Source organism: Desulfobotulus alkaliphilus, assembly GCF_007830435.1.
Taxonomy (GTDB): Bacteria; Desulfobacterota; Desulfobacteria; order Desulfobacterales; family ASO4-4; genus Desulfobotulus; species Desulfobotulus alkaliphilus.
In genome coordinates, this window is sequence record NZ_VLLC01000014.1 from 45106 (window position 1) to 61942 (window position 16837).

A 16837-nucleotide genomic window follows, 5' to 3' on the forward strand; every position below is an offset into this window, starting at 1 on the left:
GTCCATGCAGTGGAAAGATCTGAGTATAGCTACCAAGCTGGGGCTGGCATTCGGCCTTGTTCTCTGTTTTCTTGCGGCAGTGATCCTTACCGGTTTTTTGGGGATTGACCGCATGGTTCAGCGGGGAAACATCCTCATTGACGGCAACCGGATGGACAGTATCCTCGCCCTGAAGGAAGTAGAGCTGTTGCAGAGTTCAAGGAAGGTGGGAACCCATCTCATTGGCGGGGATACGGTATATGTGGACAGAAGAATTGAAAAAACATCCTTTGGGCAGTGGCTGAAAAGCGAAGAACGGGAATGGATGGAGATGCGCATCCCTGATATGAAGCCGGTTTTCAGCAGGCTGGATGGGCAGTATGCGGATCTTCACAGGGAGCTTCTTAAAACCCTTGATGCCTATAAAAAGGACCATGCGGATTTTCTGCAGGAGCTTCAGGCTTTTAAACAGCAGAATCAGGTCTGGGGCCAGCAGGTGGCGGAGCAACTGGCCCTGGGAGCGGGTTCCCTGTTCCGGTATCAGGATATGCTGAAAAATGTTGTGCTTCAGGCGGAATCCATTGCCAGGGCAACGTATGAAGAGCCTGATCTCAGTGATGAAGCAGGCAGGGAAAAGGCACTGAAGCTTCTGATGTCCATGCGCTACGGGGAAGAGATGAGGGATTATTTCTGGGTGCATGACAGGCAGCCCCGCATGGTGGGTCATCCCTACTTCCCTGAACTGGCTGGAATGGAGCTGGGGGAGGAGCATCAATATCTGAAAAAACTGTTTTTAACCATCAACCGTAAGGTGGGTGCCCATGGGGAGGGGTATCTGCTGTATGAGTGGCCCCATTATGACAGCAAAGAGATGGTGCCCAAGCTGGGTTATGTACGCTACTTTGAACCCTGGGGGTGGTATCTGGGTACGGGGGTTTATTTGTTTGAAGAAAACCGGGCCCTTTTGCAGAGGGCAAGGGAATTTTCCGACGGGACGCCATTTACCCTTCAGGTGCAGCAGAGCGTGGGAGACTCTGCCTTGGGGCGTTTTCTTGTGAGAGAAGATCTCTGGCCTGCGGGGCTGGGGCTGGAAGAGGGGTTAAGGGCGTGCACAGGCCCCCTGGAAAGGCTGTATGCTTCGGCAGGTCACATAGAAGAGGCCATTAATCTCAGTGACGTTGAAAGGGCCATGGCCATTTATGAGATTGAAACCATGGGGGCTCTGGCGGATCTGGATTTCCATATGGGGGCCATGATCCATCAGCTTGCAAGGCACAACCGCGCTTCCGCAGAGGCCAGGGAAAGATTTGATATCATCGTCATGCCGGTTTTTGAAAATATGCTGCTCAGCCTTCAAGGCCTCAGGGACATCGTGGCTGTGCATACAGAAGACGTGGAAGCCATGGCAGAGGCTGCAAGGCAGACCCGCTGGCTTTTTGGTGTTCTGGGTATTTTTGCTCTGGTTGCGGGTTTTGTTATGGCAGCCGTGATGATCCGGGTGATTCGCAGACCTTTGATGTCCCTTGTAAAGGTTGCAAGGAATATAGAAGGTGGGCAATATAATCTTTCCTGTGGTTTGAATCAGAAGGATGAGCTGGGCTGTCTGTCCCAGGCCATGGACCAGATGCTTGCGGGTCTTCGCAGGACATCTGAGCTGGCAAGATGCGTTTCAGACGGAGATCTGAACCCTTCCTTTGAAGGTATGTCCGAGGGGGACACCATTGGTGCTGCCTTGAGGGAAATGGTGGGTAATGTCAGCGGTGTGGTGGACAAGGTTCGCCATGCCGCGGACCAGGTGGGAACGGCCAGCAGGGAGCTGAAGGAGACGGCCATGCTGGTGGCCCAGGGGGCTTCGGAGCAGGCGGCCTCCGCAGAGCAGAGTTCTGCTTCCATGGAGGAAATGAGTTCCATCATCCGCCAGAATGCGGACAATGCCAGAGAAACAAGGGGAATTGCCGGTAAAGCAGCGGAAGAGGCGAGAAAATCCGGTGATTCCGTGGCAAAAACGGTTCTTGATATGCGGGAAATTGCCAGCCGTGTCAGTGTGATAGAAGAAATTGCAAGGCAGACCAACCTGCTGGCCCTCAACGCAGCCATTGAAGCGGCCAGGGCAGGGGAGCATGGCAGGGGCTTTGCCGTTGTGGCTTCCGAGGTGAGAAAACTTGCCGAACGCAGTCAGAAAGCGGCAGGGGAAATTGGCAGCCTTGCTGAGGCCAGTGTGGCACAGGCGGATGAAGCAGGTGTCATGCTGGAGCGTCTGGTGCCTTCCATTGAAAGGACTGCAGACCTTGTAAGACAGATTGCTTCCGCAAGTCAGGAGCAGAGTGAAGGCGTCAGTCAGGTGAATCAGGCCATTTTGCAGCTCGATGAAATCATTCAGCAGAATGCCCATGTGGCAGAGGAAATGGCTGCTTCCGCAGGGCAGATGGAAGAACAGTCCTTTCATCTGCAGGAAGCCATGGCTTTTTTCAGGGACGGCTCCGAAAGGGAAAAAAAGAAAGTAAAAAAAGGCGGAGATAAAAAGCTGTCTGACAGGAATCTGTCTGGATTTTCTGGTGGTTTCCCTGCGGTCAGTTCCCCGGCTACCTATGGCCAGCCCCTGAAGGCTTCCCCGGAAAAAATGACGGATTTTGATTCAGACTGGGGCATGGGAGACGAGGAATTCCGTCCTGCTGAAAAGGATTTCCGCCATGAATGATCAAAAGCGCCAGTGTCTTACCTTTTATCTTCTGGATGTCATGTTTGCCCTCCCCATAGAGGTTGTGCAGGAGGTTCTGCAGGATATCCGTGTCACAAAGATTCCCAGAACCCCGGATTTTCTGGACGGTGTCATGAACTTAAGGGGCCGGATTGTACCCGTGGTGGATCTTAAAAAAAAATTTGGACTGGAAGAAACACCCCCAACACCCGAAAATGCCGTGGTTGTGGTGTTTATTCCCTTTGAGGGAAAAAGCCTCCTTGCAGGCATCCGTGTGGACGGCGTGGACAGTGTGCTGGGTTTTGAAGCGTCGGCACTGACCCCGCCACCGGAGATTGGAACCCTTATTCCCCTGGATTTTCTTGACGCCATGACTCTGGTTGAAGAAAAAGTGCTGCTGTTTTTAAATATAGAAAAGGTTTTCACCCGTTCGGAGCTTGGGGATGTGCACAGGGCCCAGAAGAACAGGGATGCGGGAGACAGGGATGATGCATGAAAAAAGGGACGAAGGACTCCGGGTGCTGATTGTGGATGATTCTGCCCTTTCCAGAAGAATGCTGCAGAGCATTCTGGAAAAAGATCCTGCCATCGTCAGGGTGGAAACAGCCACGGATGCCTATAGTGCAGTGGAAAAAATCCGCAGGGAAACCCCGGATGTCATTTTGCTGGATGTGGAAATGCCCCGTATGAACGGATTGAAATTTTTAAAACGTATCATGGCCCAGCATCCTCTGCCGGTCATTGTCTGTTCCGCTCACATCGAAGGACGGGGGGATGCCCTTGCCAGGGAAGCCCTTGCCCTTGGTGCCCTTGATATTATTGCAAAACCGGGTGTGGAGGATGCCGTTACCATGAGTGCGGTGAGTATGCGGATTCTCAATGCCATCCATGCGGCGGCTGGCAAGGGAGGGGAGCTGGCTTCTGTGCCGCAGATTGACAAACCTGTGACTTCATTTTAATTGATTCTCTATGAACAGTGGGATGGTCGCTGTATCTTTAGTAAAGATGCAGGCGGCTGTTTTTTTTGATTGGGGTAAATATTCAGCAGATTTCCCCTCTCCCTCTGGGAGAGGGGGCAGGGGTGAGGGCAAAAAGCTGTAAAAAGCACCTTGTTCATTGGCTTTTTATAAATATTTTAGAAGATTGCAAAAGTCAGGAAGCCCATGCTGAATAGTTACTAATTGGGATATAATTATGATTGTGAAGGATGGTGTCATGGAACCTGTTGTACCGGATTTTATCCGTGCCATTGCTCCCTATGTTCCCGGAAAACCCATAGAAGAGCTGGAGCGGGAATACGGGCTTTCCGGGATTGTGAAGCTGGCTTCCAATGAGAACGCCCTGGGCGCTTCACCCATGGCCCTTGAGGCCATGCAGCAGGCCATGGGCAGGCTGCACCGTTACCCCGACGGGTCTGCCTATTATCTGACAGCCGCTCTGGCCCGGCATCTGGGCGTTGAAGAAGGATCGCTTGTTACGGGAAATGGTTCCGATGATGTCATTGCCATGGCTGTCCGTGCCTTCATGCGCACCGGTGACAAAGCCGTCATGCCGCACCCGGCCTTTCTCATGTATGATATTCTGGTGAAAACCGCAGGGGGTGTTGCCGTACCTGTGAATCTTGATGGGATGGATATTGCTCTGGATGCCATGGCCGCAGCAGTGGATGCGGATACCCGCATGGTCTTTGTTACCAATCCCAACAATCCCACGGGCCGTTTTATTCCGCAGGATAAGATGCGGGCCTTTCTGAATGCCATTCCCCCTTCCGTTCTCGTGCTGCTGGATGAAGCCTATGTGGAGTTTGTTGCGGAGGATAAATTTTATTCGGGCATTTCTCTTCTGGAGGAATATCCCAATCTTCTGATCCTGAGAACCTTTTCCAAGGCTTACGGTCTGGCGGGTATCCGTGTGGGCTATGGTGTGATGGCAAAGGAAGTGGCCCAGTGGCTGCACAGGGTCCGCCAGCCCTTTAACGTGAATCTGCTGGCCCAGGCTGCGGCATGTGCGGCATTGGATGATGTGGATTTTTTGAACAGAACCAAGGCCCTTGTGCGGGATGGTAAAACATGGCTTTTTGCACGTCTGGAAGAAATGGGACTGAGGGCCCATGAAACTGAGGCCAATTTTTTTCTTATTGATGTGAAAAGGGAAGGCAAGGCTGTTTTTGAGGCCATGCTGCGCAAGGGTGTGATTGTACGGTCCATGCATGGCTACGGATTTCCCCGCTGCATCCGCGTCACTGTGGGACTTCCTGAAGAAAATGAGATTTTTATTTCTGCCCTGAAGGAAGTGCTTGCTGACATTCCGGAAGTATCTGTATAAACATCAGGATTTTTCTTCCGGGCTGTCCCTAAGGTGCTTTTTTTGTAACTTCTGAGTAACTTCAAAAGTTACTTTATGACAAAACGCCGCAACACGGCGTGGGTTGCTGTTCTGTACAGCTTTCCAGGTACCATACCTGCCAGGCAGATGCACAGGCACCCAGGCTGTTTGCCCGTGACGCAATCTTATTCGGGAGTTTCTTGCCCTGTGCGGAAGCGGAAAAAACCCCCCGCCACAGGCAGGATACAATCTTTTATTACCATGGCAGGCTTCAGCACGCTGCCTTTGTGGCGGCTCAGACAGTTTGCCGCTTCTTTCGCACAGGCCTTCGAATCTCTGATCCGAAACGATTGCAATGTCACTTGCAAACAGTCAGGGTGCCTTGCACCAGTAGAAGCTGCTGCAATTACAAGATTGGAATTTCAGAATAAACTGTGCTGAGCTACTATATTTTTTTAGACGTAAAGAGGCGAAAAAAGATATTATGGAACCCATTGTCATTACCATTGACGGACCTGCAGGTGCAGGAAAAACCACCATCAGCCGGAGGCTTTCGGATCTTCTTTCCTATCGTTATGTGGATACGGGAGCCCTGTACCGGGGGGTTGCCCTTTGCGCAGAAAAAGCCTGTGTGGATCTGACCAATGAAAAGGAGCTTTCTTCCTTCCTGCAGAGCCTTACACTCTCCCTTGTGCGGGATGCCGCTGGCGGACTGACACTTGTTGCCGACGGAGAGGATATTACATCCCTGATCCGTACACCGGCCATGTCCATGGCTGCATCAAAGGTTGCAGCCCTGCCCCTTGTCAGGGCCTGGCTTCTGGAAGTGCAGCGGCAGCTCGGCAGGGAAAAGGCGGTTGTTTTTGAAGGCCGGGATATGGGAACGGTGGTTTTTCCTGAAGCAGATGTCAAATTTTTTCTGACGGCCGATATTTCCGTCCGTGCCCGGAGAAGATATGCGGAACTTCCTGAAAACTCCGGCCAGAGCCTGGAAGATGTTCTGGAAGATATGAAAAAAAGGGATGATCAGGATGCGGGAAGGGATCTGGCCCCCCTCGTGGCGGCCTCCGATGCCATATATATTGATGCCTCCGCTTTTTCCATCGATGAGGTTCTTGGGCAGATGATGGTCCATATCCGTGCAAAATCGGGTGCTGGATCAGATTGAATATTTTATCTTGTATCCTCCGGGGCTTTCTGATATTTATTGCAGGATATGCCAACCTTGAAAAACAGGGATGCGCATGAATAACGCTTAGGGGGATAACTTTTAATGGGAAACCGTAACAACATGGACGCTTTCGAAGACTACGAAGAAATGGATGACCTTGAATTCGACGGGGAAGAACTTCCCAGTATGGAAGAACTTCTCAACGAGTACGAGGAAAGTTTCGGCAGGTTCGCCGAAGGCGAGGTGGTGAAGGGCAAAATCATCTCCGTAGACCGCGAGTTTGTTCTGGTGGATGTAGGATACAAATCCGAAGGGATGATTCCTGTCCATGAGTTTAAGAACGAAGCGGGCGAAGTAGAGGCTGCCGTCGGCGATGAAGTGGAAGTCATGATTGAGCTCTGGGACGAAGAAGAAGAGCGGGTTGTGCTTTCCAAGGAAAAAGCCGAAAAAATCAAGGTGTGGGAAGAAATCAAGAAGATTTACGACGAAGATGGCATGGTGGAAGGTGTTATCACCAACCGTGTCAAGGGTGGTTTCTCCGTCGATATCGGTCTTCAGGCCTTTCTTCCCGGTTCTCAGGCGGATCTGCGGCCCGTACGCAACCTGGATGAACTTGTGGGTAAATCCTTTGAATTCAAGGTGCTCAAGTTTAATCGGAAACGGAGCAACATTGTCCTTTCCCGCCGGGTGATTCTTGAGGATGTTCGGGAAAAAGCCCGTTCCAAGACCCTGTCTGCCCTGGAAGAGGGCAAGGTCATGGATGGCGTGGTCAAGAACATCACCGAATACGGGGTGTTCGTGGATCTGGGCGGTGTGGACGGACTTCTTCACATCACAGACATTTCCTGGGGTCGCGTCAAGCATCCATCGGAGTTGTTCTCCGTGGGCGATCAGATCAAGATCAAGGTGCTTTCCTTCGATCTGGAGCGCGAGCGTGTGTCTCTGGGTATGAAGCAGCTTACGCCGGATCCCTGGACCATTGCTTCTGAAAAATACCCCGTCAGCACCCGGGTACAGGGCAAGGTTGTCAGCCTGACGGACTATGGCGCTTTTGTGGAACTGGAAGAGGGCATTGAAGGCCTGATCCATGTTTCTGAAATGTCATGGACCCGTAAAATCCGTCATCCTTCCAAGGTTCTCACCGTGGGAGAAGTGGTGGACGCCATGGTTCTTGACATCAAGCCCGACAGCCGCCGCATCTCTTTAGGGATGAAGCAGGTGATGACCAACCCCTGGGAGGTTATCAGCGAAAAATATCCCGTGGGAACCATCATTGAGGGCAAGATTAAGAATATTACGGACTTCGGTCTTTTCATCGGCATTGATGATGACATCGACGGTCTTGTACATATTTCCGATATCTCCTGGACCAAGCGCATCAAGCATCCTTCCGAGGTGTACAAGAAGGGGGATACGGTGCAGGCTGTGGTTCTGGATATTGACAAGGAAAATGAACGCTTCTCTCTGGGAATCAAGCAGACCCATGATGATCCCTGGAAGAGTGTGGAAGAACGCTATGCCGTAGGTACTGAGATCAGTGGTAACATTACCAATATCACCGATTTTGGTATCTTTGTGGAACTGGAAGAGGGTATTGAAGGGCTGGTACACATTTCTGAAATCAGCACGGAAAAGGTAAAAACCCCTTCCGAAGCCTTTAAGGTGGGTGACCCCATCACGGCAAAGGTAATGAACATCAACTCCGATGAGCGTCGTATCGGCCTTTCCATTAAAAGACTGGATATGGACGATGATGAAGCCATCATGAGTGAGTACCTGAAAAACATGGACGGCGGCAGCAAGCCGACTTCCTCCCTTGGAGAGAGCCTGAAGGAAAGCCTTGAGGCGAAATACAAGGATCAGTAAATAAAATGAAAAGCCCGGAATCATCCCTTTCAGATGGTTCCGGGCTTTTTTGTTGCAGTGGAAGGAGCGTATGAACGGCCATGGAATTGCCATGCCGGAAACAGACGCTCCTTTTTTATACTCTTTTTGACATTCACGGAGGAAGGTATTTTCATGTTCTCCCGCAGACATCCCTACCTGTTTTTTATCCTTCTCATGACGGCCATGGTTACGGGCAGCAGTATGCTGATGCGTCTGGGTACGGCAATGACAAAATCCGAGGTCCAGGGTGAAAGCATTGGCGTGGTGGAGCTTTACGGTCCCATCATGGACAGCAGTCAGATCCTGGAAGATATAAGAAAATTTCGTGACAATGAAAAGATCAGGGCCATTGTCCTGCGGGTGGATTCTCCCGGTGGCGGTGTGGGGCCTTCCCAGGAAATTTACAGGGCCCTGCAGATGGCCAGAAAAGAGAAGCCGGTTATAGCCAGTTTCGGCTCCGTTGCCGCATCCGGCGGATATTATGTGGCCGCAGCCACCGACGGCATCATGGCCAATGCCGGAACCGTAACGGGCAGCATCGGTGTGATCCTTGGCTATACGAATTTTCGTGAACTTGCCGAAAGGATCGGTCTTCAGTCCGTTGTTATCAAAAGCGGAGAACATAAGGACATGGCTTCTCCTGTGAAGGATCTCAGCTCTGAAGACAGGGATATTCTTCAGGCACTGGTGGACCGGATGCACAGGCAGTTTGTCAGGGATGTGGCCACTGGCAGGGACATGGAAGAAAATACCGTTGCAACTCTGGCGGATGGCAGAATCTATGCCGGTGAGGAAGCCATGGAGCTGGGTCTGGTGGATCGTCTGGGTAATTTTGAGGATGCCCTTTCCTGGGCAGCGGAAAAGGCTGGAATTGATCCGGATAAATGGGTGGCCGTTTATCCGGAGCGGGAGCGTTCATGGCTCTGGGATATTATTGACGGGGGTGCCCAGTCTCTGGTGAATGCCATGGACAGAAAAATGGGGTTCACCGGAGGATACCTGTGGACACCGGGAATGCAGCAGGGTTTATAAAAACTCGCTTACATCCCCAAGTCCCTCCCGCAGCACTTCCGGTATCTCTCCGGAAAGATCAATGACGCTGGAGGGAATGCCGGGAACGGGTCCGCCGTCAATGACCATATCCACCATGGATCCGAAGATCTCATGGAGAAGGCTGGCATCGGTTTCCAGCTCTTCCCCTGATCTTGCGGCCGTGGTTGAAATGATGGGGTTGCCCAGCTCCCTTACAAGGGTCTGGGCAATGACATGATCCGGAACCCTTATGCCAGCGGTTTTTCTCTTTGTGAGCATCATTTTCGGGACTTCCTTTGTGCCTTCGAGAATAAAGGTATAGGGTCCCGGCAGAAGACGTTTTAATACACGGTAAGCCGCATTGTGTACCTTGGCATAGCGGCTGATATCCGTTAAGTCGGGGCATATGAAGCTGAAGGGTTGCTTTTTGTCTTTCTGGCGGATCTGATAAATGCGTTCAATGGCTTTTTTATTCTGGATGTCACATCCCATGCCATAATGGGTATCCGTGGGGTAAATAATCACGCCGCCACTTTTCAGGCATTCCACAACCTGATGAATCTGCCGTGTGTGCGGTGTTTCCGGGTGCATGGTGATCAGCATGGAAAATTCTCCTTTTATGCCCTTTTGCAGTATCACTGCCCTGTAGGGCAAAATTCATTTCATACCCGTTTCCAGTATGGAGTGGAACCTACAGAATAAAATCATACAACACAACTTTATACTTTTATATCATGTTTTTTTTCTTTAATATGGTGAGCATAAAAACATGCAGTATCTGATGATCAGAAAGGAAGCCGATGGGCTCTGTAGGGGCGAGAGGTTATCTTATATCCGGAAACCTTTTTACACCTTGCACAATGCCCCTGAGTTTGTTAGTTATACGCCCACTTTTGGACCGGCCCTGCAGTCTGTGGTCGGTTTCTCTGTTTTGACGGCCGGTCAGGGTTTTACCCACCGGCCGCCCCTATATCCGAAATCACGTCCGACATCACCCGTGCACGGGCGTGCTCCTGCGCCACAAGCGTTTTGACCCACCGACTCCGGAGGAATCCATGATAATTGCGCCACCCGAAGAAGCCTTTTCCTTTGATGATGTACTTCTTTTACCCAATTATTCCGATGTGGTACCCAGTGACTGTGATGTTTCCACCCGTCTGACCCGTGAAATCACCCTCAATGTTCCCATCATTTCCGCAGCCATGGATACGGTAACAGAATCCCTGACCGCCATCAGCATGGCCCGTACAGGAGGCATGGGTATTATCCACAGAAACCTGACCATTGAGGAACAGGTCCGGGAAGTGGATCAGGTAAAAAAATCTGAAAGCGGCATGATCGTGGATCCTGTCACCATTTCACCGGGGGCCCAGATAGGGGATGTGCTCAAGCTCATGAGCCGGTACCGGATTTCCGGTGTGCCCGTGGTGGATGGCGATAAGCTGGCAGGGATTGTTACCAACCGGGATCTGCGTTTTGAAACGGACATGACCCGGCCCGTAAGCTCGGTCATGACCTCTGAAAATCTCGTTACCGTTCAGGAAGGCATCACCCTTGAGGAATCCAAGGAGAAGCTTCACCAGCACCGCATAGAAAAACTCCTTGTGGTGGATAAGGACGGTCGCCTCACGGGCATGATTACCATCAAGGACATTGAAAAAATAAAAAAATATCCCCATGCCTGCAAGGATGCCATGGGCAGGCTGCGTGTCGGTGCCGCCGTTGGGGTGGGGGCAGATATGATGGAACGCACCGAAGCCCTGATTAAGGCCGGTGTGGATGTCCTTTGCATTGATACTTCCCACGGGCATTCAAAAAATGTCATGGATGCCGTCCGGACCATCAAGGCAGCCTTTCCCAGGTGCCAGCTCATTGCAGGCAATGTGGCAACGGGTAAGGGGGCTGAAGCCCTCATTGAAGCAGGCGTGGATGCGGTGAAGGTGGGGATCGGTCCCGGTTCCATCTGTACTACCCGCATTGTCGCCGGTGTGGGGGTTCCCCAGCTTTCCGCCATCATGAACTGCTGTGCAGCAGCAAACAAGCATGGTGTACCCCTTATTGCCGATGGTGGCATCAAGTTTTCCGGTGATCTGATTAAAGCCATTGGTGCCGGAGCCCATTGCGTTATGCTTGGCGGGCTTCTGGCAGGCACCGAGGAAAGCCCCGGAGAAACCATTTTGTATCAGGGCCGGACCTATAAGGTGTACAGGGGCATGGGTTCTCTGGAGGCCATGAAAAAGGGCAGCAAGGACCGGTATTATCTGGGAGATGAGGAAGAAGACGACAAGCTGGTTCCCGAAGGCATTGTGGGCAAGGTTCCCTACCGGGGAACCGTTGCAGAAAATATTTACCAGCTGGTAGGTGGCCTCAAGGCCGGCATGGGCTATGTCGGTTCCCACAACATTGAAGAGCTTCGGGAAAAGGCACGCTTTATCCGCATGACAGCGGCAGGTCTGCGTGAAAGTCATGTCCATGATGTTATCATCACCAAGGAAGCTCCCAACTATCGTGTAGACTGACAGGTATTCGTTTTTTTTAAGAAAAAAGCGATAAAGATACCCGCCGCCGTGCCTTTCAGGGGTGCGCGGCGGGTTCTTTTTTTCAGAGCGTCAGAGGAAAGTGACAGCGGGAACTTGCTGTGCTATGAAGGGCTGGCAGCAACCGGACCCGCAGACCATGGCCGGGTCAGGGCAGTCATCAGATTTCATACGAGCTGCTTGTTTTTTATATGCTTGAAAGAAGGTACTTATTCAGCACAGCTTATTCCGAACTGCCAATGCTGTAGTTACGGCAGTTTTGTACTGTTGCAAGGCTCCGTGGCTATTTGCAAGTGACATTGCAATCGTTTCGGATTCCGGCACTCAAGATCCCTAAGCATTTTTGCTCCCGTAAAGGGCTTGAGCTTTTCAGCTTGAGTGCCGGATTGCGTCACGGGCCAATAGCCTGGGGCCTGTGCATCTGTCTTGCAGGTATGGTACCTGGAAAACCGTGTTGAACAGTTACGAAAGAAGAAAGGTTTTTTCCATGGAAACCCCGGTTCCGGATTTTGTTCATCTTCACCTTCACAGCCAGTACAGCCTTCTGGATGGTGCCATCCGCCTTGATCCTCTCTTTGCCCGTGCAAAGGAGTATGGCATGCATTCCGTGGCCATTACGGATCATGGTACCATGTTCGGAGCCATGGAGTTTTACGAAAAAGCCCTCAAAGCCGGAATTAAACCCATTATTGGCTGTGAGTGCTATGTGGCACCGAGATCCCTTAAGGATAAAAGTACGGAAGATGCCAAAGGCCTTTCCCATCTGGTGCTGCTGGCCCAAAACAATGAGGGGTACAAAAATCTCTGCAAGCTTGCCACCATCGCCCAGATGAAGGGGTTTTATTATAAACCCAGAGTGGACGATGAGGTGCTGGCGGCCCACAGTGAAGGCATCATTGCCCTGTCTGCCTGCCTTCAGGGCGAAATACCCAAACTGCTTTTAAAGGGGCAGGTTTCCGCAGCGGAGGAAAAGGCCCGGTATTATGAGAAGATTTTTGGTGAAGGGAATTTTTTCCTTGAAATTCAGGAAAACGGACTCATGCCCCAGCGGGAGGCCAATACTCTGCTTGTGGACATGGCGGAGCGCCTTTCCCTGCCTCTGGTGGCCACCAACGACTGCCATTATCTGGATGCGGAAGATACAAGGGCCCATGAGCTGCTTTTGTGCATACAGACGGGAAAAACCATCCATGATCCCAACCGCTTCCAGTTTGGTACGGATGCCCTGTATTTTAAAAGCCGGGAAATCATGGCCCGTGAACTGGGTCATTTCAAGGGAGCCCTTGCCAATACCGTTGACATTGCCAGCCGCTGTGATGTGAGCTTTGATTTCAATACCTACCATTTCCCCAATTTTCCCACGGAAGAAACAGGGACGGCCGGTGAGCTTTTTGCCGCCACGGCCCGCAGGGGCTTTGAAAAGCGCATGGTGCTGATCCGGAAAAACAATCCCCATGTGGATGAAAAGCTCTACCTTGACCGCCTCAACTACGAGATTGAGACCATCAATACCATGGGCTTTCCCGGTTACTTTCTCATCGTTGCGGATTTTATCCGTTATTCCAAGGAAAACGGCATTCCCGTAGGCCCCGGCAGGGGGTCCGCCGCAGGCTCCATGGTAGCCTATGCCATGGGAATCACGGATCTTGATCCCATCGAACATGGCCTGATTTTTGAGCGTTTCCTCAATCCAAGCCGTATTTCCATGCCGGATATTGACGTGGATTTCTGCATTAATGGCAGGGAAAAGGTTTACGACTATGTTGTAAAAAAATACGGGGGCGGGGACTATGTGGCCCAGATCATTACCTATGGGAAAATGAAAACCCGTGCTGTGATCCGGGATGTGGGCCGCGCCCTTGGCATTCCCCTGAAAGATGTGGATGAAATTGCCAAGCTTGTTCCGGAAGTGCTGAACATCAGCCTTGAAAAGGCACTGGAACAGGAACCGGAAATCTTAAAAAGGGCTGCGGAACGTTCCGACATCAAAGAACTGCTGGATATTGCAAGAAAGCTTGAGGGCCTGCCCCGCCATGCCTCCACCCATGCGGCGGGTGTGGTCATCGGGGATAAACGGCTGGATGATTACCTGCCCCTGTACAGCGGTAAAAAGGGTGAAGTTGTCACCCAGTTTGACATGCATTATGTGGAAAAAATCGGGCTGGTAAAGTTTGACTTTCTGGGGCTTCGTAACCTCACCGTCATCAAGGATGCCCTTGATCTCATTGCCCTTCAGGGCCTTGAGGTGCCGGATCTTGATGCCATTCCCTTAGATGACCCTGAAAGTTATGCGCTTCTTTCCAGAGGGGATACCACCGGTGTTTTTCAGCTGGAAAGCTCCGGTATGAAGGATCTTCTGGTCCGCCTGAGGCCTTCGACTTTCGGTGACATTACGGCCCTTGTGGCCCTTTACCGGCCCGGTCCTCTGGAAAGCGGCATGGTGGATGACTTTGTGGAACGTAAGCACGGCCGGGCAGAAGTTTCCTATCCGCTTCCCCAGCTGGAGCCCATCCTGAAGGATACCTACGGGGTTATCCTTTATCAGGAACAGGTCATGAAAATTGCCGGGGTGCTGGCCAATTATTCCATGGCCGAAGCCGATGGTCTGCGTAAGGCTATGGGAAAAAAGATTGCTGAAATGATGGTGGCCCAGCGGGAACGCTTCATGAAGGGGGCCGCTGAAAGCAGGGTTGATCTGGATAAGGCTGGCCATATTTTTGATCTTATGGAAAAATTCGGGGGCTATGGTTTCAACAAATCCCATTCCGCAGCCTATGCCCTGATTGCTTACCAGACAGCCTATCTCAAGGCCCACTATCCCCTTGCTTTCATGGCCGCCCTCCTTACTTCTGAAATGAATTCCTTAGACGGTGTTGTGAAGTTCATTGAAGAATGCCGCAGCCACAACATTGAGGTGCTGCCCCCGGATGTGAATGAGTCGGGCCTTGCTTTCACCGTGGTGGGTAATGCCATCCGTTTTGGCCTTGTGGCCGTTAAAAATGTGGGGGAAGGGCCCGTTGCGGCCATTCTGGCGGAAAGGGAAGCCGGAGGCCCGTTTGGGGATCTTTTTGATTTCTGTGAGCGCATCGATCTGAGAAAGGTGAATAAGCGGGTGCTGGAGGCACTGATCAAATGCGGTGCCTTTGACAGCACGGGCGTGGAGCGCAGCCGCATGATGGCGGTGCTGGATGAGGCTGTGGATCACGGAACAAGGACGCAGAAGGAAAAGAACGATCCGCAGATGGGGCTTTTTGACATGGTGGAAGATCCCGTTGCCGAAGGACTGCGACCCGTATTTCCGGACATTCCGGAGTGGGAGGACAGGGATCTTCTTTTTCTGGAAAAGGAACATCTGGGACTCTATCTTTCCGGCCACCCTTTAAAAAAATATGAAGAAGCCATCGCCCGCTATGCCACAACCGATGCCGAAGCGTTAAAGGAAGTTCCCAGTGGTGCCGCTGTCCGCCTTGGCGGCAGCATCCATGATATGAAGGTCATTATAACCAAAAAAGGGGATAAAATGGCCTTCATGAATGTAGAAGACATAAGCGGTGCCCTGGTGGAGGTGGTGGTTTTTCCGGTTCTTTTTGCACTGGTTACGGACCTTCTGGAAACGGATACACCTGTGATTGTGGAGGGAGAGGCTCAGGTTGAAGGTTCTGCTGCCAAGATCAAGGCAGAGAAAATTGTCCATCTGGATAAGGCCGGGGAAGTCTGGACCGGTATGCTTCACCTTAAAGTGCGTACGGATACCCACAGAAGAGAAGACCTTGTGAAGGTGCAGGAAGCCCTGCGCCGTTATCCCGGCAATTGTGCTGTGCAGCTCCATGTCAGAATTCCTGAAAAAACGGAAACCCACATTGAGTTGCCGGATCTTCTTAAGGTCAGTCCCGGACCGGAACTCATGGCAGAGCTGGAAGAAATCCTCGGGCCGGAGGGCGTTGTCACTGCCTGTGCCCCTGCAAAGCTGGAGGACAGGGGAAAGAACGGGAAAAACGGGTACAGGAAAAGGGGAAGCAATGGAAACGCCGCCTCAGCCTGAAGTTTTTTCTTTTATGGAAAGGGCCCTTGAAAAAAGGAGGAAGGCCGGAACCCTTAGGCGTCTTTTACCCATGGAGCTGATGGACGGAGGCCGGGTGCGTGTGGGGGATCGGGTTCTGGTGAACTTTTCCGGTAATGATTATCTGGGGCTTTCCAGAGATCCCCTTCTCTTGCAGCGGGGAGAAGCCTTTGCAAGGCGTTTTGGGGCTGGTGCCACGGCATCCCGGCTGGTTTGCGGAAACCTTTCCTGTACGGAGGAGGTGGAGAAAAAAATTGCCCGGATGAAGGGTTTTGAATCCGCACTCATGCTGGCATCGGGTTATCAGGCCAACCTCAGTCTGCTGGCGGCCCTCTGCGACAGAAAAACCCTTATTTTCTCCGATCGCCTCAACCATAACAGCCTGATACAGGGTGCAAGGCTTTCCGGCGGTACAATCATCCGTTTTCGGCACAATGACCTCAGCCATCTTGAACAACTGCTTTCCCATGGACCGGAAGGGTTGAGGAAATGCATTGTGACAGAATCTGTTTTTTCCATGGACGGTGATGTGCCGGATCTGGAGGGCCTCAGCCAGCTTGCCGCAAGGTATCAGGCCCTTTTGGTGGTGGATGAGGCCCATGCCACAGGGGTTTTGGGTGATCAGGGCATGGGGCTTGTGAAGCCCGGCATGGCCCATGCTGTTGTGGGAACCTTTGGCAAGGGTGCCGGGGTTTTCGGGGCTTATGTGGCAGGGTCTTCTCTTCTTAAAGAATATCTTGTCAATGAGATGGGCGGTTTTGTTTTTTCCACAGCCCTCCCTCCTTCGGTGATGGGTATGGTGGATGCCAGTCTGGACCGCATGGCAGAAATGGATGCGGAAAGAAAGCACCTTGCAGCCCTTGGTGATCAGCTTCGCCATGGATTACATTCTCTTGATTTTTATACCGGAGCTTCCTGCACCCAGATTGTACCCGTCATGGTGGGGGAAGCAAAAAAAGCGCTGGCCCTTTCGGCCCATCTGGAAAAGGAGGGTTTTTTGGGTGTTGCCATCCGTCCACCCACGGTACCTGAAGGAAAAAGCCGTATCCGCATTTCCCTTTGCGCCCTGCACAGTAAAGAAGATGTGGAAGGTCTGATCAGGGCTTTTTCAACTTTTTTACAGCATACAGACATAAAATGACGGATCT

General features: G+C 51.8%; 11 protein-coding genes. 10 read left to right on the forward strand and 1 reads right to left on the reverse strand.

All coding sequences use genetic code 11. The features are described 5' to 3' along the window. The first annotated feature begins 4 nt into the window (after positions 1-4). From LZ24_RS09935 to sppA, 7 genes are all read left to right on the forward strand, one after another. Entirely contained in the window at positions 5-2677 is a 2673-nt protein-coding gene (locus LZ24_RS09935; RefSeq protein WP_144685047.1) for a methyl-accepting chemotaxis protein, read from the forward strand. Then, positions 2670-3173 carry a chemotaxis protein CheW gene (locus LZ24_RS09940; protein ID WP_144685049.1) on the forward strand — a complete coding sequence of 168 codons (504 nt, stop codon included), beginning with the start codon at positions 2670-2672 and terminating at the stop codon, positions 3171-3173. Before LZ24_RS09935 ends, LZ24_RS09940 begins: the two co-directional genes overlap by 8 nt. After that, complete coding sequence (locus tag LZ24_RS09945) at positions 3163-3636, forward strand: response regulator (RefSeq protein WP_246118574.1); 474 nt, start codon at positions 3163-3165, stop codon at positions 3634-3636. Before LZ24_RS09940 ends, LZ24_RS09945 begins: the two co-directional genes overlap by 11 nt. A gap of 256 nt (positions 3637-3892) precedes the next feature. After that, positions 3893-5002 (forward strand): histidinol-phosphate transaminase, encoded by a 1110-nt coding sequence (hisC, locus tag LZ24_RS09950; protein WP_144685117.1) that lies wholly within the window; start codon positions 3893-3895, stop codon positions 5000-5002. A gap of 484 nt (positions 5003-5486) precedes the next feature. Beyond that, complete coding sequence (cmk, locus tag LZ24_RS09955; RefSeq protein ID WP_144685051.1) at positions 5487-6170, forward strand: (d)CMP kinase; 684 nt, start codon at positions 5487-5489, stop codon at positions 6168-6170. Positions 6171-6275: 105 nt separating this feature from the next. Next, entirely contained in the window at positions 6276-8039 is a 1764-nt protein-coding gene (locus tag LZ24_RS09960) for a 30S ribosomal protein S1 (RefSeq protein WP_144685053.1), read from the forward strand. Positions 8040-8192: 153 nt separating this feature from the next. After that, on the forward strand, positions 8193-9092 hold the full coding sequence (sppA, locus tag LZ24_RS09965) for a signal peptide peptidase SppA (protein WP_144685055.1): 900 nt from the start codon (positions 8193-8195) through the stop codon (positions 9090-9092). On the opposite strand, the gene LZ24_RS09970 is transcribed toward sppA, so the two are convergent. Beyond that, positions 9087-9695, reverse strand: coding sequence for an L-threonylcarbamoyladenylate synthase (locus LZ24_RS09970; RefSeq protein WP_144685057.1), 609 nt, complete (start codon positions 9693-9695; stop codon positions 9087-9089). The genes sppA and LZ24_RS09970 overlap by 6 nt on opposite strands. A gap of 452 nt (positions 9696-10147) precedes the next feature. Between LZ24_RS09970 and guaB the strand changes: the two genes are divergently transcribed. The 3 genes from guaB (at position 10148) to LZ24_RS09985 (ending at position 16830) form a co-directional block, all read left to right on the forward strand. Continuing rightward, the gene (gene guaB / locus LZ24_RS09975; protein ID WP_144685059.1) at positions 10148-11611 is read left to right on the forward strand and encodes an IMP dehydrogenase; all 1464 of its coding nucleotides are present in this window, start codon (positions 10148-10150) and stop codon (positions 11609-11611) included. A gap of 472 nt (positions 11612-12083) precedes the next feature. Further along, entirely contained in the window at positions 12084-15671 is a 3588-nt protein-coding gene (gene dnaE, locus LZ24_RS09980) for a DNA polymerase III subunit alpha (protein WP_342779287.1), read from the forward strand. Further along, positions 15649-16830 (forward strand): aminotransferase class I/II-fold pyridoxal phosphate-dependent enzyme, encoded by a 1182-nt coding sequence (locus tag LZ24_RS09985; RefSeq protein WP_144685061.1) that lies wholly within the window; start codon positions 15649-15651, stop codon positions 16828-16830. The genes dnaE and LZ24_RS09985 overlap by 23 nt, the downstream gene beginning before the upstream one ends. Positions 16831-16837: the final 7 nt, after the last annotated feature.